Origin of the sequence: Pseudoalteromonas sp. GutCa3, from assembly GCF_002836155.1 — a bacterium.
In the GTDB taxonomy this organism is placed as follows: Bacteria; Pseudomonadota; Gammaproteobacteria; order Enterobacterales; family Alteromonadaceae; genus Pseudoalteromonas; species Pseudoalteromonas arctica.
This window is the reverse complement of sequence record NZ_PJBK01000030.1, coordinates 1-21,114: the sequence shown is the minus strand read 5'-3', so window position 1 is coordinate 21,114 and position 21,114 is coordinate 1. Positions and strand designations below refer to the sequence as shown.

The following is a 21,114-nucleotide window of genomic DNA, read 5'->3' as shown; positions in this document are numbered from 1 at the left end:
AACGCAACAATGGATTTGAGCTAATGACTACAATAACCTTTAAAAATCAATATAGTAATTATAACTCTCCTACAGTAAATAAAGCGGCAGGTCCAAGCGAAGTTGCGGCAACTAATACCCTCCCTAATGAAAAAACAAGTGATGCTAAAGGCATTACCTCAGCCCCTAAAGAACCAACGTTTTTAGAAAGTGCTCAAGAAGCGTTGGTTTATCAGCGCTTAGGTGTAAACAAAAACAAAATAGACGAGCTAAAAGCGACAATAGAAGAGCTCATTAAAGAACAGCAAAGTGAGGGCGCAGACCCTAGCGCAATTGCTGATAAAATAGAGGAACTTCAAAAAATGCTTGAGCAAGAGTATCAAAAAGGGCGTGAGCGAACGGATATGAAAGGTGAGCATGAGCCGGGTAAAATAATTTCTGCATTTGTTTAATTTACAAAATGTCGGATACCTGACATTGTTGCTGTGCTTACTTTTGCTAAAGTAAGTTTTATATATAAAAATAAAGGCAAAACAATGAAAACACTTCAACAGCAACTTGGTAAATATGGTTTGTATCATCGTTCTAAGCGTAATGTACTAACGCACTTTATTGGTATTCCGCTCATTGTATTTGCAGCGTTGTGTTTACTAGCGCGCATTCAAATACCCCTTGGTAGTGTAGTAATTGATGGTGCACAACTTTTTGTATTAGCGTCGGTTGTTTATTATTTTATGCTGAGCTTTTCGCTTGGCTTTATTATGGCCGTGATATTCACTTTACTCCTTGTTGGTGCTCAGCCTATTGCGGCAATGGCGTTTTGGCCTTGGTTGAGTATTGGCGTAGGTGTGTTTGTATTTGGCTGGGTATTACAGTTTATTGGGCACTATTACGAAGGTAAAAAACCGGCGTTTGTAGATGACCTAATTGGTTTAATTATTGGCCCTTTGTACGTAACTGTTGAACTACTATTTTTAATGGGTTTTTACAAAACATTAGAAGATGAAGTAAACGCAATAGCTGGCCCTACAAAGGCGTAAAATACTTTACTAAGTATCCTTATAAAACCTAATAAATAACAATAAAAGGGCAGATAACGCATGCAATATAATAATAAAACCGTGTGGATCACCGGCGCATCGTCAGGTATTGGTAAAGAGCTTGCTATACAATTTGCCGAGCTTGGAGCGCGTGTTATTTTATCGGCGCGCAATGTAGATAAACTAAACGATTTAAAAGCAACGCTTAAAGGCGAAGGGCACTTAGTTGTGCCGCTGGACTTAGCCCAGCCAGAACACGTACTGAGCACAATAACAGCAAAAATGAACGAGCTTCCTACAATAGATATTTTAATTAATAACGGCGGCGTATCGCAACGCAGTTTATTTTTAGAAAACGACTTTAACGTGTATCGCCAATTAATGGAGGTTAATTACTTTGGCTTAATTGCACTTACTAAAGCTATATTGCCTACTATGGTGGCAAGGCGCAGTGGCTCAATTGTGTCTATTAGTAGTGTGGCGGGTAAAGTTGGGTCAAAATTTAGAACAGGTTATTCGGGTTCTAAATATGCGGTGGTTGGTTTTATGGATTGCCTACGAGCAGAAGTAGCACAACATAACATTCATTGTTTAACAATTTGCCCAGGCTCTATTAAAACAGCAATTGCGCATAACTCACTAAACGAGCAAGGCATAGCTCAAAATAAACCAGAAGAATCGATAGAAAATGGGATGGATGTAAGCGTAGCGGCTTCAAAAATGATTCGTGCCATAAGTAATAAAAAAGACGAAGTGATTATTGGCAAAGGTTTGAGTGGTTGGGCGCCTACAATTAAGCGCTTTTTTCCTACTTTGTTTAATCGCATTACTGCAAAAACAAACTATAGGTAGCGTCGTTTATTTCAAAGGCGTAAAATGCCGTAAATTTGATCAATTTAGAAAAGGATTCTAAATGAAGTATTTATGGTTGAGCCTGTTTTTTATTGTATTAATTTGGTCTGGTATTAACCCAAAAGATCAATTTACATGGCTGCTTGAAGTTATCCCCGCAATTATTGGTTTAGTGCTGCTAGCAAGTACCTATAGCCACTTTAAACTTACCCCTATTTTATATACATTTATTTTAGCGCATTGCATAGTGCTGATGATTGGCGGGCATTACACCTACGCCGAAGTCCCTTTTTTCGATAACCTATTTGGTAGCGAGCGTAATAACTACGACAAGGTAGGGCACTTTTTTCAAGGGTTTGTACCAGCACTACTAGCACGCGAAATTTTACTGCGCAAAAAAGTAGTAAACGGCAAAGGTTGGTTAATCACTTTTGTTATTTCGGTATGTTTAGCATTTAGTGCTTTTTATGAATTAATCGAGTGGTGGGTTGCAGTGTTAAGCGGCGAAAATGCAGAGGCATTTTTAGGCACTCAAGGTTACGTGTGGGATACCCAATCTGATATGGGACTGGCGTTATTTGGGGCTATTTGCTCATTGTTAGTGCTTTCAAAAGTACACGACAAACAGCTAAAAAGCGTTAAAGATTATTTATAGGCTATAGCAACGTTGAAGACTATTTATAGGAACGTTTTATAGAAATGTTTATAAAAACATTGGTAAAAAAGACTACTAACGTATGACAGTAAACATTAGTAACTACTCAATAAGCACAGACAAAAGCAAACTTAACTTTAACGTTATTTATAACTTTATTGCTAATAGCTATTGGGCCAAAGGCATTCCTAAAAGTGTGATGCAATCGGCTATTGATAACTCAATGTGCTTTGGTGTTTACAGCGCTCATAACGAACAAGTTGGCTTTGCCCGAGTAGTGACCGATAAAGCAACCTTTGCCTATTTAGCCGATGTATTTATTGCCCCGCACTCGCAAGGAAATGGGCTGAGTAAGTTACTTATTAAAACGATAGTAGAGCACCCTGAGCTGCAAGGGCTCAGGCGCTTTTTATTAGCGACTTCTGATGCGCATGGCCTTTATGCGCAATACGGGTTTAAACCAATAGATAACCCAGCACTGCTAATGCAAATAAATCCTGAGAATGTGTATGATGAAAATAATCATGAGACCTAATAAATGGGGGAAAGAGCAAATTCCGTTTAAAGTTCTTGTTATATTTCGTATTTACTCTTAATCAAATTGATAACATCTTGTGGTAAACCCTGCGAAGCTAATTTTTCTAACCCTCTATCCATATTAGTTTTTGAATCAGCCTTACAAAAGTTCAAATCTGAATTACCTTTTAAATCAAAGTTTGTTGCGCCAGCTACAGAGGCTAGCTCAAATATATCTTCCGTTGTGTGATAGTTTATTTTCTCATTCAGAATGTTTTTAGAAAACAAAATCCACTCCAATGAATCCACCACTATTGACTTTAAATACTTATAAAACTCTTCAGTATCTTCAGAATAAAACAAGTCGATTTCATGACCAAACTCTTTTTGAACGCCATCTTTATTAATATATGAGTTTATACAAGATTCAATTACTGCTCGGTGAGCATCAGCAAGCCTCAACTCCGTAGTATCTTTTTGTTCTTTTACGAACATCAATGGGTTCCATTGAACAGCTCTTTTTAGAAGTTCTGTATCAAGGTGACCTATACCTTTATTCCTAAAATGGTTTGCCAGTTCCAGTTTTTTTCTAAGTGATTTTGTTTTTGCTGTATGTTCAGGTAGGTTTTGAATCCTGAGCTTTGTCGTTAGATCTTTAATATTATATAAAGTGAGAAAAACGGCTCTAGTCGCACGAAGCTTTTCAATCCAGTCTCGCATTTCTTCTATTGGCTTAGAAAGGATAAAATCAAAATGTTTGAGCTCGTCTTCAAGTAACATAAGGCTAATGAAATTCGCTTTAATTCCTACCTGATATTTATCTTCGTCCATAATGATAATACTCAACCTTTTAAGAAATATAACGCCTAGTTAAGCGAAAAAATGTAGTTGGCTAAAATGTTGAACGGAGTGGAAACAGTTAACTGTATTTTTTTCCGTTTGAAGTTCTTATAGTTACTCCGTTCTATTAATCAATGTATTTACCTATCTCATTAATACATGGAATATGCTTCTGTTGATCACGAATATTTGAGCGGAAACAATCAATGTTTGTAACAAGACTTTCGGATCAACAGAAGTTATTTGTTTCAATACGCATACTCAGGGCGTGTTGTTAGCTAGCAAGCCACGCGAACATTTGATAAATATAATTAAATGTCCAAGCAAGTATCCCAGCCCCCATTTTTAATACATTACTCAAACCAAAAATAGCTTCTACGACAGTAATTACAGTTAACCCAAGGATTAAATTGTTAGTTCTAGTTTGGAGTAGTTGTTGCTGGCTTTGGCAATAATAGTCATGCCACCATTCATTTTCTTTATATTTTTCATCAACATCATGATCTCGATGATGCTGATAGGTCATTATTGTTTCTTTTTCACTGTCGGGAATTAGTGAGCAACTTGTCTCTATAGAGCCCTCGTGCCACAAAGTATACCTATCAAAGTAAAACTCGTATTCTTCTTCTGGGTTAAGTGGCTTAATTTTAGGGTGGTTCTGCGCATCTTGGCCTAACCGTGTTGGTTGATGTATCATTCTAAATTTAGAAATACTAGCGCCAGAAAATGCTGTACTTCCTATATTTTTAACTCTTAATCCATATTTAAAAGGTTCATTTTGAATCAAAAAAGGGTATTTACCTCTGAACCATTTTTGGTTGAGCGGTTTATGAATAAACTGAAGCCGAAGGCTAACTTCAACTTTTTCAATTTCTTTTTTTGTTGATTCCAAAATTTACTTCCTTGAAATAGTAATAGTCACAATGTAGTAATATACATTGTTAGCTAACGAGCCTGTAGATTAACTCGTTTTTTATTTATTTTTATTGATAAATAAACCATAGCTGAGTTCCTATTTTGGTTCAATCGATTACTGTATTTTTACGCAGAATATTGAAGTGTTTAATATTGTTTTAATTGGCGTTTTGGAAGGGATTATGGATGCTTTAGTCGCTTTATTTTAGGTTAAAAGGGCTTACCCTCATTAATGCATCGTGTTTTTCAGCTTTTCTATATTATGAACAAGGCAATACAGTTGCCGCAGCGTGAAGTAAGGTATTCACTTTCATTTGACCCCGTAAGGTCAATTTATTTATACCTTTGTTCACTGTAATGTTCCGCTTTTTATTTAAAGGAAGTCGGTTCAAGGTAATTAGGATGGGTGTCACTATAATTCTTTGATGCGTTTGTTAGTGTTCCGATAGCCATTTTTTAGATTTTTCTTGCATCAGAACACTTATTTCAACAACACCATCATTATCATTTACATCCAAATCATCTCTTGCGTAATACAACCCATAAAGATGTTCGATCCCTACATTATCTCCAGCATACTTAGCCACGTTTTCATATAGATCAAAATTATTAATATCATTTAGCAACTGCCGAAATTGAATGAATGGGTCTACTTTCTCACTAGCAATTAACTTTAAGTGATATTTAATTATTAAATTAATTGAATCCTCAAATGAAGGTAGTTGAGCAATAAGTCTTTCAAAAAGAGGTGAAACAATTCCCCAACACTTAGGTTCTGCATCAATAATATCCAGTAGCTCGTCAGAATAAACGCCATTGTTTAACTTATAATTTGCATAATTGATCAAATCATCAGTTTCACAAGCACCTGCTACATACTTTGCTATAAAGTAATTTTCATTCTCTTCATTCATCCTAAATTTGAAAACCCATTGTTAAGGACCACTAACGAGCCTGTAGATTAACTCGTTTTTAAATTTGTTTTTATTGATAAACAAACCATAGCTGAGTTCCTATTTTGGTTCAATTGATTACTGTATTTTTACGCAGAATATTGAAGTGTTTGATATTGTTTTAATTGACGTTTTGGAAGGGATTAAGGGTGGTTGAGTGGCTTTTATTTAGGGTAAAAGGGCTTACCCTTCTTAATGCATCGTGTTTTGCAGCTTTTCTATATTATGAACAAGGCAATACAGTTGCCGCAGCGTGAAGTAAGGCATTCACTTTCATTTGACCCCGTAAGGTCAATTTATTCATGCCTTTATTCACTGTAATGTTCCGCTTTTTATTTAAAGGAAAGTCGGTTCAAGGTAATTAGGATGGGTGTCATCCTAATTTTTCTTTAAGGCAAACATTTGTGGAATGGGCTGGATTATCTGTGCGTTATTCATTTTGGGCTAAAGCATATTATCGGCAGCAAGAAGCCAAAGGAAAACCTCATAATACCATCATCAGATCATTGGCATTTAAGTGGATACGAATCCTATTTAGGTGCTGGAAAACACATACGCCCTACGATGAATCAACTTACTTAACCGCATTGAAAAGTAAGGGATCACCGCTGTTAAAATTTGCGGTGGAAAGTGAGCTTTAGCGCTTGCTGTCCATCTCAGGGCGTGTTGTTATGTGACGTTGAATATACGTTATAAATTTAATTCACGCATATGTTGTATTACTTCCTCAACACCAGTTGAACCTGCAGAAATTAAGTACTCTTGAGCAATTGAAAATGGAGCATCTTGTCTACACTGCTTTGCAAACCGAATAAAATTCTTATCCGCGGACATTACTACATCGACATCTATTAAATGTGAACTTAGTTGCGAATCTCCGGGTGTGCCAGAGGTTATTTTATGAAAGCATTGTAGATACATGAATGCCCCACGTAACCACTCCCTAGGTAGTTCATTAATCGAAACCTCGTTGTACCATAGACCAGCCAACAAATCCGATTGACTTTCAATTTTTGAAACTTCAATGAAGTAATCAAGCCACTCCCGATATGGACTGGTATAAATTGCAAATTCAGCTTTAAAAAGATACAAACTTTGAGCTCGCCAGTATTCAACAAACTCCCTTTCAGGTTCTGAATTTTCAGCAGATAGAGGAAAATAGACCTTTTTAAGATCTAAAGATGCAGGCAATACAGATTTTTTCTCATTTATCCGTACGCGAATTTCTTTTGATTCTTGTTGTGCAAGCTCATGCTCCAATTCTCCTCGTTGGCTTTCATCTGTAACTGGAGGTGATATATCATTTGCTACATCTTCCCAATACCCGCCTTCGGATTTTGTCCAGTTATCTATTAATGAATTACATTCAGAACCGTCGGGATTTGGTATTAGCCACTCTCTACGGTACTTCTCCATTATTTTCTTAATATCTTCAGCTTCAAGATAAATTTCAGGCATTAAGCGAACTAAACGAGGACTTGCAATAATGTTAAGAATTTTTTTCCGTAGGGTATCATCCCTCAGCTGTCTAACTTCATGAACTAAAGCAGGCGCAACTACCAATTCAATCCCATTATTTGAAGCAGTTTCCACTAAAGTATTGAAAGCTCCAGTATCTGCTATATAGCGCCAAATATTTGTATCTAAAAATACCTTCATTAACCTACCATTTCATTAATAAATTCAATAATCAGGAATTGCTACAGACGATAGTCACATAACGAGCCTGTAGATTAACTCGTTTTTAAATTTGTTTTTATTGATAAACAAACCATAGCTGAGTTCCTATTTTGGTTCAATTGATTACTGTATTTTTACGCAGAATATAGAAGTGTTTGATATTGTTTTAATTGGCGTTTTGGAAGGGATTACGGGTGTTTGAGTGGCTTTTATTTAGAGTAAGAGGGCTTACCCTTCTTAATGCATCGTGTTTTGCAGCTTTTCTATATTATGAACAAGGCAATACAGTCGCCGCAGCGTGAAGTAAGGCATTCACTTTCATTTGACCCCTTAAGATCAATTTATTCATGCCTTTATTCACTGTAATGTTCCGCTTTTTATTTAAAGGAAAGTCGGTTCAAGGTAATTAGGATGGGTGTCACTATAATTCTTTGACCCGCATGATGGGTGGTGTGGGGCTGGAGGTTAGAGACCTCCGGCTACTCGATTAACTTTCATTACAGCCAAAATAAAAATTTTGTGCTATTTCAATTGAGCTTCGGTTAAGATCATTAACTTCGACATTATTAATTACTCGATGTTCTTCTTCACCCCCTTTAATCGCCATTAAATAATACTTGGGGGATATTGCCATCCCCATTGACTTTGCATAGCAATCAGCCGATATGAATTTTTTATCATTAGACTCTAATATTTGCCACTGATAACCCGAATAAACATCCTTATTATCGATGAGTAATTGTTTAATATCTAGAGTAGCAGTAAACCTTCCAGCAATTTTACCGCCAGTTCTAACAGGAACTTTACCTAATGACTCAATGAGTTCTTCAGTATTTTTATCTAGAGTTCCACAAGGAAAATTATTAAATAACTCTGAATCCTCTGCCTGATTTATGGAGTAGTGCCACCGAAAATACCACAACAAATGATAATCAGATATAGCCTTATGATCTGAAATACTTTCTCCACTTTCAATTCGATCAACTTCCCTTAAAAATTTATTCTCTATTGGATGGCTCACTAATGTTTCACATTCTTGTGACCATGCTCTATTGCCAAGAAAACAAGAACCTTTAACTCCAATAGATTTAGTCTCAGCTCCTTTAAAGCTGACCTGCAACATATTATTTAGAGAAAACCTTTTTAAAATAGCTTTCATATGGAAATGCTGATTTTTAGTTAATCTGTAATCGTTATTATCAGATGTAGGTTCGAATGACACGACTCTCTCCATGAAAGTTAACGCCGCCAGCAGAGGCCGAAAAACCAGAGCGAAGCGGCGGTTTTTGGTCCCTCTGGCTGGCCCTGTTAGCGGTCTTTTCCTGCGTTGTAGATTGCTTTAGCCATCATTTCAGTGGTGGTTGTTTCATTATCTCTAGTTCTACTTGTATCAGGGCTATAATCACCATTTTTGTACATTTCCCATTCAGCATTAAGTAGCTTCTCTTCAAAATGATTTAAGTTGAGATTCAACCACATGGAAAGCTGCTGAAAGTTATGTGCAATTTTTTCGCCCTGTTGCTCCTTTAGAAAGGATTCCAAGTCGATTGGGTAATTTCGCTCCTCAGCAGCCATTATTGCTGTTCGCGCTGTTGTTAGTAATTGTTGCCCTGTAAATTGCATTGAATAGTCTATTACATCGTGACGAAGACCATATTCAATTCTCACCCTTTTAGAGTGAGACCAATACCTATCTTCCAAAAGTACAAGGCGTTTATAGTAGGTTTTTAAAATCTCAGCCTCAATGATGCCCTTAGTGTCAGACTTCAGTTCATCGAAGGTCTTAAGTTTTACATTGGTGCTTTCAGCCGCTTCAAATGCACCGCTTTGAAACCCTGCTATAGATATAATAAATCCGCGATCTGCACCTATGTCGTCTACAATCGACCTAAGTGCTAACACTTGAGCCTTGGTCACTTTACTCTTCCAATGTTTAGCCTCAACAATCCAAGTAATGTTTTCACCCAAAAATTTGGTTTTGACGAATACATCAACGTCATGGCAAGTTCGTACACCTTGAACTCGGACGTTAGTCTCTGCATCAGCTCCTAGCGAATCAAAGTGATCTTTTATGTCTTCCTGAAAGATATACCAATCTGAATCTTTACTCATAACTACCTTTGACCGCTAACAGCTTTATCGAGGACACTTTCCTCTTTTTTATGAGCAATGTATGTCCTCTTAATTATTTTTAATATTAATAACAAATCCTGTAACACATTGCGAGTATTAAACTTTAAGTCGGGCTGTTCTTTTAATAATATGCAGAAAAGAGGAAAACGTCCTCATTTTTAGACTTAGGGGGAAACGCCAGCGCGGTATGTAAATGCAGCAATTAAATATTTAAAATGAAAACCAAACCCGATTTTAAATCATTTAATATTCACTAAAAACGGCTGCGATAACGTAAGATGCCGCTTTAAGCACACTTGTTTGTGTAAGCATATTATAAAAGGGGGTTTAGGGATGGTGGAAGCTGTAAAGCGAGGTCGTGAATATTTACTAAACGCGTCTTCCTACTTTTAAAACAGGGCAGACGCATTTAAATATTATTTACTTGGCTTTTTTAGCCTCTAGAGTTTCTATTTCACTCCAGATTTTTTCGGCTTCTGCACTTAACATGGCAAAGCTTTTAATGTCGCCTTTTCTTTGTGCCTGCATGCCTTGCTCTAGTTTTACGTCGTATTCTTTACGCAGTTTTTTTACGGGATCAGGCTTTAAAAATGAAAACATTAGTATTCTCTTAATTTATTAAATTATATGTAATTAGTGTACGCATTAATGGGCTTAATAGTTCTTTGTTTGGTGAAAATGTTTACTTTGCGCTTTAAAAGCGCAAAGTAAACACGGTGTAATTATTAACGTACTGTGTGCTAGTTCTAGTGTTTACGTTTCTGGCTCCAGGCGTTTAATACCTTGTCCATCAATACCTAAATAAATAAAACCATCACTGCCTTGGGCTAAGCTGCGTACTCTGCCAATTCCATCGAGTATTTTATATTGCTTAACAACCTTACCTTTTGATAGTTCCAGAGCGCTAATGAATGCAAATTTCATTGATGCTAGTAATAGCTTACCTTTAAGCTTTGGGTATTTATCACTCGTTACATACAACATATCGGAAGGGGCAATTGAAGGGGTCCAATGTAATACGGGCGATTGCATGCCGTCTTTTTCTTCAAGGTCTGTAAACTTGGTACCGCTGTAGTTAACGCCATAGCTTACTAAAGGCCACCCGTAGTTAGCGCCTTTTTTTATAATATTAAGCTCATCGCCGCCGCGCGGTCCGTGCTCGTGAGACCATAAAATATTATTTTGATTATCAAACCACATGCCTTGTGGATTACGATGCCCATAAGACCATACAGCATGTTTTGCATCTTTTTGTTTAACAAACGGATTGTCGCTTGGGATACTACCATCTTCGTGTAAGCGATAAATTTTACCGCCATCGCGAGTGAGATCTTGCGGGTTTATGTCGCGCGAGCCGCGATCGCCAATTGAAAAATAAACATAACCTTCATCATCAAACACAATACGGCTGCCGTAGTGCTGGCCTTTGGTAGTATTATGCTCGCCTTTGTATAGCAATTGCTGATCAGACAACTGCGTATGATCGCTACTTAGCTTGGCGCGCATTAAAGCGGTGTTACTTCCGCTTCCTTTGCCCTCACTACTTGAGTAACTAAAGTATAGCCATTGGTTTTGCTTACTATCGGTGTGTAGTGATAAATCAAGTAATCCACCTTGGCCATTAGCGTCAATGTCGGGAAGCCCTGAAACCTTAGTTAATTTAGTGGTATTTTTAGGTAATAAAAATAACGCTCCACTGCGCTCAGATATTAGTAAATCACCATTAGCTAAAGGCTCAATAGCCCAAGGTATAACTACACCTTCTGCCGCTGTTACTGCGTTAACGCTAAGCGATAAAGTATCGAGCTGCTTATAGTTTTTTACGTAATCGCTTTTTGCATGCGCGGGTGCGTTAGTAGCAAATATAGCAACGGCTAAGCCTGCACTTATTAGTTTAGGGTGAGTGTTATGTGACCTTAAATTTATCATTATGGCTTCCAAAATTAATCCAATCTTACATAACCTTATCATGGCGTAAATAAATTTGTTAAGTGTTGAGTTGAATGAAAAATGCACACTTATATGTTTTAAAATTACCTCATCACAGGAAATTGTTTTAGAAAATTGCGCTAATAAAAATTGAATAATTACTCTATTGGGGTTGAAAACTTAAAATTTGAGCGTACACTTGTGCGCTGAAGTTTGGGCGTACACGTGTAAGTTCAAAGTAATTAAGATTTGATAGAGATTTAACCATGATGACTCAAGTATTAAACCAATTTTCAAAATGGTTTTTACACCATCAAAGTTTTGCAGGCTACATAGAGCCCGTAATGCAGGTGTTTAAACCTGCGTGGCGTGCAGGGCAGTTTAGAGCGCAAGTAGTTAGTACCGCTGTGCTTGATGGCGGTTTTTTAAGTGTGCAACTTAAGCCAAGCAAACAATGGCGGGCGCATACGTCAGGGCAACATATAAGTTTAACGGTTGAAATTAATGGGCGATTATTAACACGCGTTTTTACCGTGGCCTCAAGCGCTCAGCAATTTAAAAATACTGGGTTAGTGCGTTTACTAATTAAAACAAATGCGCAAGGGCGCTTTACTGGCTTACTCAGCAGTGCATTAAAAGCGGGTTTGTGGTGCAATATTTCTGCGCCAAGCGGCGACTTTGTATTTAAAAACACACACACGCCAGCCACTTTTATTGCCGGTGGCTCGGGTATAACACCTATGCTAGCTATGCTTGATGATTACTTAGGCCAAACTACGCAAAAAGTGTCGTTAGTGTATTACGCAAAAGCCACTGAGCATCAATGTGTTGATGAGCTAAGTGAGTTGGCAGCGCAATTTGAGCATTTTTCGTTTTTATTATTAACGCGTGAGCAATCAAGCGATATAACCAGCAATATTAAGCCGTGGGAAAACCCAGACATTTACTGCTGTGGCCCTGCAGCATTTATGCAAACGGTGAGCGATTTTGCTAAAACTCATAAGCTAAATTATTACCAAGAAGCATTTGGTTTAGCGCTGCCTACCTTAAACGACGATAGCCAATTTAATGTAAAAATTAACGCCAGTGCCCATGTTGTATCGGGCAACGATGTTTTACTGACTCAGTTTGAAGAAAAAAAGCTCCCCGTTAAACGCGGTTGCGGTATTGGTATTTGCCATCAATGCCAATGTATTAAAAAGTCAGGCGTGGTACGTAATTTAAAAACAGGTGAATTGAGTGACAACGGCGAGCAATTAATCCAACTTTGCGTAAGCCAACCTGTTAGTGATTTGGAGTTACAATTATGAAAAACATTAACTATGACATGCTCGCAAGCGAGCTAGATGCCATTAAAATGGACACCCTTGGCAAAGTTGGCCAACAAGATGCTGACTATATTCGCTCTGTTGTGCGCAAACAGCGAGTGTGTGAATGGAGCGGGCGAATTTTGCTAATGCTTGGTTTTATTCAGCCACTATTGTGGGTTGCAGGCGTGTTGCTATTAGCGCTTGCTAAAATTTTAGACAATATGGAAATTGGCCACAATGTAATGCATGGTCAATACGATTGGATGAACGACAAGCAACTTAACTCACAACATTATGAGTGGGACATCGCGTGCGACGGGCAAAGTTGGCATCGCGTTCATAACTTTGAACACCATACGTATACTAATATTATTGGTAAAGACAGAGACTTTGGTTATGGCTTGTTGCGTTTAAGCGATGATTTTAAGTGGCGTTTTAAAAATGTATGGCAGTTTTTTACGTATATTAATTTAAGTGTGTTATTTCAGTGGGGCGTGTCGTATCACGAGTTAGCTGCAGAGCGTGTTTTTATTGGTAAAAAGAAAGAAAACCGTGAAGGGCTTGTATCACACTCTACATTAAAGCAGCGCTTTTTTAGTAAAGGCGCTCGCCAGTTAATTAAAGATTATGCGATATTTCCGTTACTTGCAGGCCCATTATTTTTATGGGTATTGGCGGGGAATTTACTGGCAAACTTAATCCGTAATTTATGGACGTCGACCATAATATTTTGTGGTCACTTTACAGAAGAAACACAAACTTTTAAACAAGAAGACTGCGTAAACGAAACGCAAGGGCAGTGGTATTATCGCCAAGTACTGGGCTCGTCTAATATTAAAGGGTCGCATTGGTTTCATGTTTTAACGGGGCATTTGAGCTGCCAAATAGAGCATCACTTATTTCCAGATATGCCGTCTTCGCGCTACCAAGAAGTTGCACCTCAAGTACAAGCCGTTTTGAAAAAACACGGTATTGATTACCATACAGGTAGCTTTTTTAAACAGTATACCTCGGTGCTAAAACGTATTATTAGATATTCGTTCAAGTAAATTATTTACCTTTAAAAAATCGGCTAGTGCAACTGTATTAGCCGATTTTTTTGTTTATAGCACCCAATGCGGTTGATTAGTAAACAGCACTTGCAAAAATTTCTCATAGTTAATTAAAAAAGCCTTACTTTAGCTATGGTTAAACAGCGTGTGATTGTCATACAATGGAGGAAAATAGACCACACAAGAGAGATTAAAATGGCCGCATTTGGTACCGTGTTTATGCCGCAGATGATTCAAGCTCGTTTTTCTGATAATAAATGGAGCGAAAGCTCAATTGTCCCTTCCGATAAACTTGAACTTCATGCTGGTGCGCACGTTCTTCATTATTCAAGTACATGTTTTGAAGGCTTAAAAGCCTTTCGCCATGAAGATGGTTCTGTTTATCTTTTTAGAATGGATGCAAACATTGCACGCATGCAACAAAGCTCAGCGCTATTAAGCTTACCGAGTTTTGACAGCGATATGCTAAAAACGATGATTATCGATATTATGCGCGAATACGCAGATGAAACGCCATTACCGCCGGGCTCTATGTATATTCGCCCAACCCATATTGGTACTGAGGCTGCAATTGGTAAAGCGGCAGCGCCATCAATGAGCTCGCTTTTATATACGTTACTATCGCCAGTAGGTGATTACTTTGCCGGTGGTGCAACTGCACTGCGTGTACTGCTTGAAGAAGATGGCATGCGCTGCGCCCCGCACATGGGAATGGTAAAAAGTGGTGGTAACTACGCCAGTGCTCTAGCACCTATTAGTGCTGCACGAACTAAGTATCAAGCAGATCAAATTTTATTTTGCCCAGGTGGCGACGTACAAGAAACCGGTGCTGCTAACTTTATACTTATTGATGGCAACGAAATTATTACTAAAGCGCTTGATAGCACGTTTTTACATGGCGTAACGCGTAATAGTATTTTAACCATAGCCAAAGATTTAGGTATGACGGTAAGCGAGCGTAACTTTAGCGTTACTGAGCTATTAGAGCGTGCTGCTAAACCAGGTACCGAAGCGGCGCTTTCGGGCACTGCAGCTGTACTAACTGCTGTGGGTACATTTATTCATAACGATAAAGAATACAAAGTAGGTACTGGCGAGCCAGGCCCAACTACTGCACGCCTTCGCCAAGCATTGAACGATATTCAATGGGGTAAAAGTGAAGACAAACACGGCTGGTTAACTAAAATCTAATTATAGATTTGATTCTAACTCGCATTAAAAAGCCACCTAATCGGTGGCTTTTGTGTGTTTGGTTACTTTAAGCTGTGCTTATTAAAACTTCATTTCTATTTTGCCGTACACGTAGCGTCCGTTAAATCCATACGGCGAGAAGCTAGAGTAAGCAAATAAACGAGAGAAGGTGGTTACATCGTCAACATTTTCACGGGTTGCATCTGGGTAAACATCAAAAATGTTATTAGCCCCTAAGCTCAGCGATAAGTTTTCACTAAGCGAGTAGGCGACATCTAAGTCGGTTATCCATTTAGGCTTAAGCACTTCGTTACGTTCTGGGATATCTGAAGGGTCTTGAGTTTCACCGTAACGCGTTGTTCTAAGCGTGGTACGTATGTCGTCGTTAGTCCACGTTGCGCTTAAGTTGTACTTATTACGCGGTGTGCTTACTTCAAAACGACGCAGTTCAGTGCCTGAGAACAAGTTGTCTTGATCAAACCCTGCACCTTGCAGCTCTGCTGGTGGGTCGATAATATTTGTTACTTCATTTTTACCGTAGTTGTAACCTAGGTTAAAGGCTAAATCGCCATAACCATCAGTTGCTACATTATAAGAGGCAACCACATCCACACCACGGGTTTTACTGTCAATTGCATTTAAGAAGAAACGACCTTGGTTAGCACCTGTGCCTTGAAGTAAATCGGCAATAGCATCGCCCGATAAGTTGTTTGATAACACAATGCGGTCATCAATTAATATTTGGTAGTAATCAACCGATAAGCTGAAATTAAAGTCGGTAGACCATGTAAAACCTACGCCGTAGTTTGTTGCTTCTTCAGCATCAAGACCTGGTGAGCCCAGTGCTTTTGCTACATCGCTGCTTGGTGCGAACGTACCTGTTTCGGTTGGTTCGCCATCAACAAATACAGTGGCCACTGAGGTAAAGTATTGTTGCTGCAAAGAGGGTGCTCTAAAACCAGTTGATACAGAGGCGCGCAGCGCTAAGTCTTCAGTTAATGAATAACGAGTCGCAACTTTACCGTTAAGTGTATCGCCAAAGTCCGAGTAATCTTCATAACGGGCGGCAACCGCTAAATTCCAATCGTCGGTTAGGTAGGTTTCAAGGTCTATATACAAGCTCACGTTATGGCGGCTATTATCGCCCTCAGACTCGGGTGTAAACCCTGGGAATACTTGTGCGCCCGCTGCGCCAAATGGGCCATCAACTGGGTCGGTTACTTCGCCGCCTGGGCCAAATGACCCTTGTGCATATGATGCTTCTTCCCCTGCATCTATTTGGTATCCTTCGCGGCGATACTCAGCACCTACAGCTACACTTACCGAGCTTTCTAAAAAGCTGACGTCTACTTCACGACTAAAATCAACGTTTAAAGTAAGTTGATCGTAGGTAAGTGTTCCTGCATCAAAGCTTGTTTGGCTAGTAGGGCCGTATGAGGTATTTAAGCTATTTATAACACCAAACTCAAATGCATCTTGACCATATACGGCCGATACATCGTAATTCCATTCACTTACAAAACCTTTAGCGCCAAGTGCCAGTGAAAAGTCATCTATGTCTGAGGTGATAACAGGTAAAAAGCCATCAGGATAAACTTCTTCTATATTACGGCTATCGCTTGCACGGCGATAAAAACCGCCGCCTTCGCCTTCACGTTTGCTGTAAGAGCCAAACGAATATAAATCTACTTCGTTTGTTAATTGATACCCTGCGTTATAAAACACAGAAAAGTCTTCAACATCGCCATTACCAAAGTTATGGTTATATCGATTTACGGTAAGTTCACGTGGGTCAAGCGCGCCATCTACTGAACCGTCATCTATGCGTGCGTAGTTTTCACGGTTATCGTAGTCTGAGCGGTTAGTTGAATGGCGGTCGCGGTATTCTGTTGAAATGTTTAAAAAGCCATTATCGCCAAGTTCAAAACCCATATTACCTTGCAGCGTTAGTGTTTGGCCGTCTGTTAAAGAGCGATCGCCTCCTTCAGTAAATGCTAAATTACCATCACTGCCTTCAGATACAGATTTTAGCTGTGGTACACCGTCCATTTCGGTTACGTTAGCACCATATATAGCCGCAACTGAACCACCGCTGCTGGCACTTTTAAGTACAATATTAATAACACCAGCTATCGCATCAGAGCCATATTGCGCTGCTGCACCATCGCGTAATACTTCAATACGGGCAATAGCATTTGCAGGTATCGCATTTAAGTCAACCGATGATGAACCACGACCCGTTGAGCCATTTAAGTTAAGTAATGCGTTGCTGTGGCGGCGCTTACCATTAACAAGCACTAAGGTGTGATCGGGTGCTAAGCCACGAAGCTGAGCGGGACGTACATGGTCGCTGCCATCAGTAAGTGATGCTTGTGGGAAGTTAAAGCTGGGTAATAAACTGCTAAGCAGGGCATTCGTTTCAGTAAAGCCTGAATTTTTAAGTGCATCTGCACCAATTATATCGATGGGTACTGCGCTGTCTTCTACTGTACGGCCTAATCGGCGAGAGCCAATTACGCTTATTTGTTCGATGTTTTCTTCTGCTTTAATGTCTTGCTCTGCAGCATTTACGCAGAGCGAACCAAGTAGTGCAGCAGACGCGCTCATTGCGAGTAATATTTGTGGTACCGATTGCTGTAATTTAAATAACGGTTTTCTATTCATGCTGTATTTCCCCATACCCATTGAATTATTTTAGTTTTGTACAAAAAGATTAATACCAACCCGCAATAATACTTAATCATTTTTAGGGGCTAAACGTGCCGTTACCTGCGTTAAAAAATTCTCATTTAGAGCAACTAAATAGCGAATTTTTTGCCTAGCTATCAACACGTTTTTCCATCCTCAAAATAGATCACTTAATTAAGCGGATTGGTATAAACCTCTTTGTTACCTTGAACATATACTTAATTAACAAAGTCAGTCAATTGAATAACATTCAATTAATTTAAGGGTTTTTATAATTACATTTGGTTGTTTTTTATAATGATCATTGTTTTAGTTATATAGCGAAGGTAATTGCTAAGTAATTGATGGATAATGAATTATATTAAAAAATTAAATTTAACGTTTAATTAACTGGTAAGACGAGATTGATGGGTTAAATTAATTATGGGTAGGGAACCATTTTTATTGGGCTGGCAATAAATAGCTGTTGAGCTTATAAATATTTTTTTAAATTTAAAATACAAATAAACCCATTAGATGTTAACCAAATTAACATTTAATGGGTGTACTATAAATTATGTACTACTTATTAGAACCTATACTTTAAAGCATGAAGCAATTTTGTTTTTATAAGTAATTGGTATAAAAAAGAGTGCTAAAAATAGTGTTAAAATTTAATTTTTCCAACAAGCATATCTTTAAACATTACCCAATCTCCCCACAAACTGTAAAAAGGGTGTTTAAAAGTAGCTGGGCGGTTTTTTTCAAAAAAGAAATGCCCGACCCACGCAAATCCATATCCAATAACAGGTAATAGCCATAATAAACTGTAGTGTTGTTTTAATAATGCTATTGCGATTACAGCAAGAACGAGGGTGCTTCCTATAAAATGTAAGCGGCGGCAAGTAACATTGCGATGCTCTTTTAAATAATAAGGGTAGAAGGCTTTAAAGCTTTTAAACGTGGGGTTTGTACTTTGCATAGTGTGCTCTTTTATTGTTTTTTATTTTAATGAGGGTCGTGCTATTAAAGCGTAAGTTTACATTTGTTTACAGCGATAAATGGCGCTTAACGCATCTAAATAGACAAAAGGGCTAAAAGTTAATAACTTAGGCGCACTATTAATAAATAAGAATGGAACTCAGGATGTTTAAACACACTCTAGCATGTGCTGTAATTGTAGCGCTTAGCGGCTGTTCAGAGCCAACTAATACGGTAACTCAAGAAGAAGTAAAAGCACCAATGAAGCAAGTTAACGCAGTTATATACCCAGAAACAAAAAAAGGCGATATCGTAGACACCTACTTTGAAGAAGCCGTTAGCGACCCATATCGTTGGCTTGAAGATGATATGAGCGACGAGACTGCCGATTGGGTTAAAACGCAAAACAATTTAACGTTTTCTTATTTAGAACAAATCCCTTATCGCGATAAGTTAAAGCAGCGCCTTGAAAAACTAATGAATTACGAAAAAATAGGCGCTCCTTTTACTGAAGGCGATTACACCTATTTTTATAAAAACGATGGCCTGCAAAATCAATATGTTTTGTACCGCAGTAAAGATGGCGGCGACGTTGAAGTATTTTTAGATCCAAACAAGTTTAGTGACGATGGTACGACGTCTATGTCGGGTTTATCGTTTTCAAAAGATGGGTCATTACTCGCGTATCAAATATCTGAAGGCGGCAGCGATTGGCGCAAAATTATAGTTATTGATGCACATACTAAAGAGCAAGTTGAAGAAGCGCTTGTTGACGTTAAATTTAGTGGCATTGATTGGTTAGGCAACGAAGGTTTTTATTATTCAAGTTACGAAAAACCTAAAGGCAGTGAGCTTTCGGCTAAAACAGATCAGCATAAAGCGTATTACCATAAGCTAGGTACTGCTCAGTCTGCTGACCGTGTTGTATTTGGTGAAACTGATGAGCAAAAACATCGCTATGTAGGCGCTGATGTAACCCATGACGGCCGCTACTTACTCATTTCAGCTAGTACGTCTACTTCAGGCAATAAGCTGTTTATAAAAGATTTAACAAAAGAAAACAGTGAGTTTGTAACGGTTGTTGGAAATACTGATTCAGATACATCGGTTATTGATAACGAAGGCAGCAAGCTGTTTTTAGTTACTAACCTTAATGCACCAAACAAGAAAGTAGTGACGGTTGATGCAAGTAACCCAAGCCCTGAAAATTGGGTTGATTTAATTCCAGAAACCAAAAACGTACTAAATCTTACAAAAGGTGGCGATACCTTTTTTGCCAACTACATGGTTGACGCGATTTCACAGGTAAAACAGTACAACAAAAAAGGTGAGTTAATTCGCGAAATTACATTACCAGGCGTGGGTACTGCACGTGGTTTTGGCGGTAAAAAAGATCAAACAACGCTTTATTATTCGTTCACTAACTACAAAACACCAGGTACTACTTATACGTTTGATGTAACTACGGGTGAATCGGGTGTTTATCGTAAGTCGGCTATTGATTTTAATAGTGATGATTACACGTCTGAGCAAGTGTTTTACACATCAAAAGACGGCACTAAAATACCGATGGTAATTACCTATAAAACAGGCATTAAGCTTGATGGTTCAAACCCTACTATTTTATACGGTTACGGTGGTTTTAATATTAGTTTAACGCCAAGCTTTAGCCCCGTTAATGCAGTATGGCTTGAGCAAGGTGGTGTGTACGCCGTTGCTAATATTCGCGGTGGTGGTGAGTACGGTAAAGACTGGCACAATGCCGGCACAAAATTGCAAAAGCAAAATGTGTTTGACGACTTTATTGCAGCGGCTGAGTACTTAAAAGATAAAAAGTACACGTCTAAAAAGCGCTTAGCACTTCGCGGTGGATCTAACGGTGGTTTGTTAGTTGGCGCAGTAATGACACAGCGCCCAGACTTATTTCAGGTGGCTCTACCTGCTGTAGGCGTACTTGATATGCTGCGCTACCATACATTCACTGCGGGCGCTGGTTGGGCATACGACTACGGTACCAGTGAGCAAAGCAAAGAAATGTTTGAATACATTAAAGGCTATTCACCACTTCATAATGTAAAAGCAGGTGTTGAGTATCCAGCCACTATGATTACAACTGGCGATCATGATGACCGCGTTGTCCCTTCGCATTCGTTTAAGTTTGCCGCTGAGCTTCAAGCAAAGCAAACGGGTAATAATCCAACGCTTATCCGCATAGAAACAAATGCGGGGCATGGTGCAGGTACACCAACGAGTAAAACAATTGAGCAGTATGCTGATATATTTGGTTTTACGCTATATAACATGGGCGTAGAGTCGTTATAAAAGCGCTTTAACAAAATAGTTAACTTTAATAGCTGAGCAAAAGGCCGAGTAAATTTAATTTACTCGGCCTTTTTAATGTTTGTTAGTAGTTAGTAGTTA

Annotated in this window: 19 protein-coding genes and 4 pseudogenes; 10 read left to right on the top strand and 13 right to left on the bottom strand. The window is 38.6% G+C overall.

Annotated features, from left to right (window positions below; translation table 11 throughout):
• Nucleotides 1-23 precede the first annotated feature (23 nt).
• From CXF64_RS06085 to CXF64_RS06065, 5 genes are all read left to right on the top strand, one after another.
• On the top strand, nucleotides 24-431 hold the full coding sequence (locus tag CXF64_RS06085) for a hypothetical protein (protein ID WP_101163002.1): 408 nt from the start codon (nucleotides 24-26) through the stop codon (nucleotides 429-431).
• Between the two features lie 84 nt (nucleotides 432-515).
• A complete protein-coding gene (locus tag CXF64_RS06080) occupies nucleotides 516-1,019 on the top strand; it encodes an Mpo1 family 2-hydroxy fatty acid dioxygenase (protein ID WP_010553511.1) in 504 nt (167 codons plus the stop codon).
• 60 nt (nucleotides 1,020-1,079) lie between these two features.
• A complete protein-coding gene (locus CXF64_RS06075; protein ID WP_101216579.1) occupies nucleotides 1,080-1,871 on the top strand; it encodes an SDR family oxidoreductase in 792 nt (263 codons plus the stop codon).
• A 61-nt stretch (nucleotides 1,872-1,932) separates the two neighbouring features.
• Nucleotides 1,933-2,526: a DUF2238 domain-containing protein gene (locus CXF64_RS06070; protein ID WP_101216578.1), complete on the top strand. Its 594-nt coding sequence runs from the start codon at nucleotides 1,933-1,935 to the stop codon at nucleotides 2,524-2,526.
• Nucleotides 2,527-2,608: 82 nt separating this feature from the next.
• On the top strand, nucleotides 2,609-3,061 hold the full coding sequence (locus CXF64_RS06065) for a GNAT family N-acetyltransferase (RefSeq protein ID WP_101216577.1): 453 nt from the start codon (nucleotides 2,609-2,611) through the stop codon (nucleotides 3,059-3,061).
• Between the two features lie 38 nt (nucleotides 3,062-3,099).
• Here CXF64_RS06065 and CXF64_RS06060 read toward each other — a convergent pair whose 3' ends face one another.
• From CXF64_RS06060 to CXF64_RS21090, 5 genes and pseudogenes are all read right to left on the bottom strand, one after another.
• Nucleotides 3,100-3,873, bottom strand: coding sequence for a hypothetical protein (locus tag CXF64_RS06060; RefSeq protein WP_101216576.1), 774 nt, complete (start codon nucleotides 3,871-3,873; stop codon nucleotides 3,100-3,102).
• Nucleotides 3,874-4,156: 283 nt separating this feature from the next.
• Entirely contained in the window at nucleotides 4,157-4,774 is a 618-nt protein-coding gene (locus CXF64_RS06055) for a hypothetical protein (protein WP_101216575.1), read from the bottom strand.
• Between the two features lie 252 nt (nucleotides 4,775-5,026).
• Nucleotides 5,027-5,159: pseudogene (locus CXF64_RS21095) on the bottom strand (transposase); the annotation flags it as partial.
• Between the two features lie 72 nt (nucleotides 5,160-5,231).
• Nucleotides 5,232-5,711: a hypothetical protein gene (locus tag CXF64_RS06045; RefSeq protein WP_101216574.1), complete on the bottom strand. Its 480-nt coding sequence runs from the start codon at nucleotides 5,709-5,711 to the stop codon at nucleotides 5,232-5,234.
• A 231-nt stretch (nucleotides 5,712-5,942) separates the two neighbouring features.
• Nucleotides 5,943-6,075: pseudogene (locus CXF64_RS21090) on the bottom strand (transposase); the annotation flags it as partial.
• A gap of 64 nt (nucleotides 6,076-6,139) precedes the next feature.
• Here CXF64_RS21090 and CXF64_RS20925 point away from each other — a divergent pair.
• Nucleotides 6,140-6,391, top strand: a pseudogene (locus CXF64_RS20925) (IS110 family transposase); the annotation flags it as partial.
• 49 nt (nucleotides 6,392-6,440) lie between these two features.
• Here CXF64_RS20925 and CXF64_RS06030 read toward each other — a convergent pair.
• The 6 genes and pseudogenes from CXF64_RS06030 to CXF64_RS06005 all read right to left on the bottom strand — a co-directional run bounded on the left by CXF64_RS06030 (nucleotide 6,441) and on the right by CXF64_RS06005 (nucleotide 11,492).
• Entirely contained in the window at nucleotides 6,441-7,409 is a 969-nt protein-coding gene (locus tag CXF64_RS06030; protein ID WP_101216573.1) for a hypothetical protein, read from the bottom strand.
• Nucleotides 7,410-7,667: 258 nt separating this feature from the next.
• A pseudogene (locus tag CXF64_RS21085) lies at nucleotides 7,668-7,800 on the bottom strand (transposase); the annotation flags it as partial.
• Nucleotides 7,801-7,917: 117 nt separating this feature from the next.
• Nucleotides 7,918-8,652 (bottom strand): hypothetical protein, encoded by a 735-nt coding sequence (locus CXF64_RS06020; RefSeq protein ID WP_133120255.1) that lies wholly within the window; start codon nucleotides 8,650-8,652, stop codon nucleotides 7,918-7,920.
• 86 nt (nucleotides 8,653-8,738) lie between these two features.
• Nucleotides 8,739-9,542, bottom strand: a complete 804-nt coding sequence (locus tag CXF64_RS06015) for a restriction endonuclease (protein WP_101216571.1) — start codon at nucleotides 9,540-9,542, stop codon at nucleotides 8,739-8,741.
• 441 nt (nucleotides 9,543-9,983) lie between these two features.
• Nucleotides 9,984-10,163, bottom strand: a complete 180-nt coding sequence (locus tag CXF64_RS06010; RefSeq protein WP_007375469.1) for a DUF6435 family protein — start codon at nucleotides 10,161-10,163, stop codon at nucleotides 9,984-9,986.
• 153 nt (nucleotides 10,164-10,316) lie between these two features.
• Nucleotides 10,317-11,492 carry a PQQ-dependent sugar dehydrogenase gene (locus tag CXF64_RS06005; protein ID WP_101216570.1) on the bottom strand — a complete coding sequence of 392 codons (1,176 nt, stop codon included), beginning with the start codon at nucleotides 11,490-11,492 and terminating at the stop codon, nucleotides 10,317-10,319.
• Between the two features lie 266 nt (nucleotides 11,493-11,758).
• Between CXF64_RS06005 and CXF64_RS06000 the strand changes: the two genes are divergently transcribed.
• The 3 genes from CXF64_RS06000 (at nucleotide 11,759) to CXF64_RS05990 (ending at nucleotide 15,045) form a co-directional block, all read left to right on the top strand.
• Nucleotides 11,759-12,802: a flavin reductase family protein gene (locus tag CXF64_RS06000; protein ID WP_101216569.1), complete on the top strand. Its 1,044-nt coding sequence runs from the start codon at nucleotides 11,759-11,761 to the stop codon at nucleotides 12,800-12,802.
• The gene (locus tag CXF64_RS05995) at nucleotides 12,799-13,851 is read left to right on the top strand and encodes a fatty acid desaturase family protein (RefSeq protein ID WP_024590897.1); all 1,053 of its coding nucleotides are present in this window, start codon (nucleotides 12,799-12,801) and stop codon (nucleotides 13,849-13,851) included. Before CXF64_RS06000 ends, CXF64_RS05995 begins: the two co-directional genes overlap by 4 nt.
• Nucleotides 13,852-13,986: 135 nt before the next feature.
• Nucleotides 13,987-15,045, top strand: coding sequence for a branched-chain amino acid aminotransferase (locus tag CXF64_RS05990; RefSeq protein ID WP_226929038.1), 1,059 nt, complete (start codon nucleotides 13,987-13,989; stop codon nucleotides 15,043-15,045).
• Nucleotides 15,046-15,126: 81 nt separating this feature from the next.
• On the opposite strand, the gene CXF64_RS05985 is transcribed toward CXF64_RS05990, so the two are convergent.
• Both CXF64_RS05985 and CXF64_RS05980 read right to left on the bottom strand, forming a co-directional pair.
• The gene (locus tag CXF64_RS05985) at nucleotides 15,127-17,709 is read right to left on the bottom strand and encodes a TonB-dependent receptor plug domain-containing protein (RefSeq protein ID WP_101216568.1); all 2,583 of its coding nucleotides are present in this window, start codon (nucleotides 17,707-17,709) and stop codon (nucleotides 15,127-15,129) included.
• A gap of 670 nt (nucleotides 17,710-18,379) precedes the next feature.
• On the bottom strand, nucleotides 18,380-18,694 hold the full coding sequence (locus CXF64_RS05980) for a DUF962 domain-containing protein (RefSeq protein ID WP_002959779.1): 315 nt from the start codon (nucleotides 18,692-18,694) through the stop codon (nucleotides 18,380-18,382).
• Nucleotides 18,695-18,858: 164 nt separating this feature from the next.
• Between CXF64_RS05980 and CXF64_RS05975 the strand changes: the two genes are divergently transcribed.
• On the top strand, nucleotides 18,859-21,015 hold the full coding sequence (locus tag CXF64_RS05975) for a prolyl oligopeptidase family serine peptidase (RefSeq protein ID WP_101216567.1): 2,157 nt from the start codon (nucleotides 18,859-18,861) through the stop codon (nucleotides 21,013-21,015).
• The last annotated feature ends 99 nt before the right edge of the window (nucleotides 21,016-21,114 follow it).

Coding starts and splice junctions, on each gene's coding strand:
- CXF64_RS06085 (WP_101163002.1), top strand. CDS start 24: ATGACTACAATAACCTTTAAAAATCAATATAGTAATTATAACTCTCCT.
- CXF64_RS06080 (WP_010553511.1), top strand. CDS start 516: ATGAAAACACTTCAACAGCAACTTGGTAAATATGGTTTGTATCATCGT.
- CXF64_RS06075 (WP_101216579.1), top strand. CDS start 1,080: ATGCAATATAATAATAAAACCGTGTGGATCACCGGCGCATCGTCAGGT.
- CXF64_RS06070 (WP_101216578.1), top strand. CDS start 1,933: ATGAAGTATTTATGGTTGAGCCTGTTTTTTATTGTATTAATTTGGTCT.
- CXF64_RS06065 (WP_101216577.1), top strand. CDS start 2,609: ATGACAGTAAACATTAGTAACTACTCAATAAGCACAGACAAAAGCAAA.
- CXF64_RS06060 (WP_101216576.1), bottom strand. CDS start 3,873: ATGGACGAAGATAAATATCAGGTAGGAATTAAAGCGAATTTCATTAGC.
- CXF64_RS06045 (WP_101216574.1), bottom strand. CDS start 5,711: ATGAATGAAGAGAATGAAAATTACTTTATAGCAAAGTATGTAGCAGGT.
- CXF64_RS06030 (WP_101216573.1), bottom strand. CDS start 7,409: ATGAAGGTATTTTTAGATACAAATATTTGGCGCTATATAGCAGATACT.
- CXF64_RS06015 (WP_101216571.1), bottom strand. CDS start 9,542: ATGAGTAAAGATTCAGATTGGTATATCTTTCAGGAAGACATAAAAGAT.
- CXF64_RS06010 (WP_007375469.1), bottom strand. CDS start 10,163: ATGTTTTCATTTTTAAAGCCTGATCCCGTAAAAAAACTGCGTAAAGAA.
- CXF64_RS06005 (WP_101216570.1), bottom strand. CDS start 11,492: ATGATAAATTTAAGGTCACATAACACTCACCCTAAACTAATAAGTGCA.
- CXF64_RS06000 (WP_101216569.1), top strand. CDS start 11,759: ATGATGACTCAAGTATTAAACCAATTTTCAAAATGGTTTTTACACCAT.
- CXF64_RS05995 (WP_024590897.1), top strand. CDS start 12,799: ATGAAAAACATTAACTATGACATGCTCGCAAGCGAGCTAGATGCCATT.
- CXF64_RS05990 (WP_226929038.1), top strand. CDS start 13,987: ATGGTTAAACAGCGTGTGATTGTCATACAATGGAGGAAAATAGACCAC.
- CXF64_RS05985 (WP_101216568.1), bottom strand. CDS start 17,709: ATGAATAGAAAACCGTTATTTAAATTACAGCAATCGGTACCACAAATA.
- CXF64_RS05980 (WP_002959779.1), bottom strand. CDS start 18,694: ATGCAAAGTACAAACCCCACGTTTAAAAGCTTTAAAGCCTTCTACCCT.
- CXF64_RS05975 (WP_101216567.1), top strand. CDS start 18,859: ATGTTTAAACACACTCTAGCATGTGCTGTAATTGTAGCGCTTAGCGGC.